This is a genomic window from Nostoc sp. UIC 10607 (assembly GCF_047228265.1).
Classification (GTDB): Bacteria; Cyanobacteriota; Cyanobacteriia; order Cyanobacteriales; family Nostocaceae; genus Nostoc; species Nostoc foliaceum_A.
Window position 1 is genome coordinate 1 of record NZ_JBIQNW010000157.1, and the last position, 2,533, is coordinate 2,533.

Sequence of the window (2,533 nt, forward strand, 5' to 3'; positions counted from 1 at the left end):
AAAAAAAACGAACCGCAGAGGCACAGAGAACACAGAGGAAATTCAAAAATATATTTCAACATAAAAGGATTTTAACCAGTGGTAAGCATACAAGACATCAAAACTGCAACCGTCCAACCAGATTCTTTGGGCAGATTTGGAAAATTTGGCGGTAAATACGTCCCAGAAACCTTAATGCCTGCATTAAGTGAATTAGAAGCAGCCTTTCATCAATATCGCAACGAGCCGAGTTTCCAAGCAGAACTGCAAAACTTACTGCGTGACTACGTAGGAAGACCCAGCCCATTATATTTTGCGGAACGTCTGACAACAAACTACGCTAGACCAGATGGCACAGGGCCACAAATTTATTTAAAGCGCGAAGATTTAAATCATACAGGCGCTCACAAAATTAATAATGCTTTAGCTCAGGTGTTACTAGCTAAACGCATGGGTAAGCAACGAATTATTGCAGAGACAGGTGCAGGACAACACGGCGTAGCGACTGCAACCGTATGTGCGCGGTTTGGTTTGAAATGTGTGATTTACATGGGCATCCACGACATGGAACGCCAATCCCTCAACGTGTTCCGCATGAAGTTAATGGGGGCAGAAGTTCGTCCAGTAGAGGCGGGTACAGGAACTCTCAAGGATGCAACTTCCGAAGCAATTCGGGATTGGGTGACAAACGTGGAAACAACCCATTACATCCTCGGTTCCGTTGCCGGGCCTCATCCTTACCCAATGATTGTCCGTGACTTCCACGCGGTAATTGGTGTAGAAACTCGCGCTCAATCTCAGGAGAAATGGCAAGGATTACCAAATATTTTACTGGCTTGCGTGGGTGGAGGTTCCAATGCGATCGGCTTATTCAATGAATTTGTCCATGAACCTTCGGTGCGTCTAATCGGAGTGGAAGCGGCGGGTGAAGGTGTAGATACAGAAAAACACGCTGCTACCTTGACAAAAGGAAAAATAGGTGTATTGCATGGTGCGATGAGCTATCTATTGCAAGATGATGATGGTCAAGTTATCGAAGCCCATTCAATTAGTGCCGGATTAGATTATCCCGGCGTTGGGCCTGAACATAGTTATTTAAAGGATCTTGGTCGCGCCGAATATTACAGTGTTACTGATAAACAGGCGTTAGATGCATTTCAAAGACTTTCGCAACTAGAAGGGATTATCCCAGCTTTGGAAACTGCTCATGCGATCGCATATCTTGAAACCCTTTGTCCTCAGTTAGAAGGCAGTCCCCGCATTGTGATCAATTGCTCTGGTAGAGGTGACAAGGATGTGCAAACTGTCGCCAAAGTCCTTATTCCTTAGTGGTTCATGTCATTAATTTAGATGAGTTCGTAGTAAGCACTTTAGTGCTTAAAAATTCAGGACTAAAGTCCTTACTACAAACTTATTCTCCATTCAGAACTAGTCCAATGACAAATAACCAATATGATAGCTTTAACTCAAATTACACCTGAAATCCCCGTCACTCCTGAGTTCTCCAACTGGCCAGCGTTATTACAACAGTTGCTGAATCGGCAATCGTTGACGGTTTCCCAAGCTACAGATTTGATGCAAGGTTGGCTCACAGATGCTATTCCCCATGTTCTATCAGGAGCGATTTTAGCGGCAATTCAAGCTAAAGGCGTATCTGCCGAAGAACTAGTAGGCATGGCCAGGGTCTTACAATCCCAATCCCCACCTCCTGTACAGACGCGATTAATCGCGTCTCCCCTAATTGACACCTGCGGAACTGGTGGAGATGGGGCTTCAACCTTTAATATTTCCACTGCTGTCGCTTTTGTTGCCGCCGCCGCCGGGGTAAAAGTTGCCAAACATGGCAATCGTTCGGCATCTAGCAAGACTGGTTCGGCTGATGTACTGGAAGCTTTAGGGATAAATCTCAACGCCGCTCCTGAGAGAGTGCAAGCCGCAGTGGATGAAATCGGAATCACCTTTTTGTTTGCTCCAGGTTGGCATCCTGCACTGAAGGCGATCGCGACTTTGCGAAAAACTTTGAAGGTGCGGACTGTTTTTAATTTGCTTGGCCCGCTAGTAAATCCGATGCGACCAACGGGGCAAATTATTGGTGTGAATGACCCGCTTTTACTGGAGGAGATTGTGCAAGCTTTATCCCAATTGGGATGTCAGCAAGCGATCGCAGTTCACGGACGCGAACGTTTAGATGAGGCTGGTTTGGCAGATGTCACTGATTTGGCTGTACTCCAGGATAAAAAAGTGCGTTCTCTAACGCTGAATCCTCAAGAATTGGGTTTGAGTTTTGCACCGACTGCGGCGTTGTGTGGTGGAGATGTTGAAGAAAATGCCCAAATTTTGAAGGCAGTTTTGCAAGGTAAAGGTACTCAAGCGCAGCGAGATGTTGTCGCTTTAAATACAGCTCTTGCATTGCAAGTTGGTGAAGCCATTCATGGGGAAACTGATGTTTTAGCCGGTTGTGTTAAGGGTATTGCCCTTGCTAAGGAAGTTCTGCAAAGCGGTGCGGCTTGGACAAAACTTCAACAACTTGCTGAATTTTTGCGCTAATTGCCAA

At 45.8% G+C, this 2,533-nt stretch carries 2 protein-coding genes; both read left to right on the plus strand.

Annotation, left to right across the window (positions count from 1 at the left end):
- Nucleotides 1–78: 78 nt before the first annotated feature.
- A complete protein-coding gene (trpB, locus tag ACEYW6_RS35965) occupies nt 79–1,308 on the plus strand; it encodes a tryptophan synthase subunit beta (RefSeq protein WP_412983570.1) in 1,230 nt (409 codons plus the stop codon).
- A gap of 123 nt (nt 1,309–1,431) precedes the next feature.
- On the plus strand, nt 1,432–2,526 hold the full coding sequence (gene trpD, locus ACEYW6_RS35970; RefSeq protein WP_412983571.1) for an anthranilate phosphoribosyltransferase: 1,095 nt from the start codon (nt 1,432–1,434) through the stop codon (nt 2,524–2,526).
- Nucleotides 2,527–2,533 lie beyond the last annotated feature (7 nt).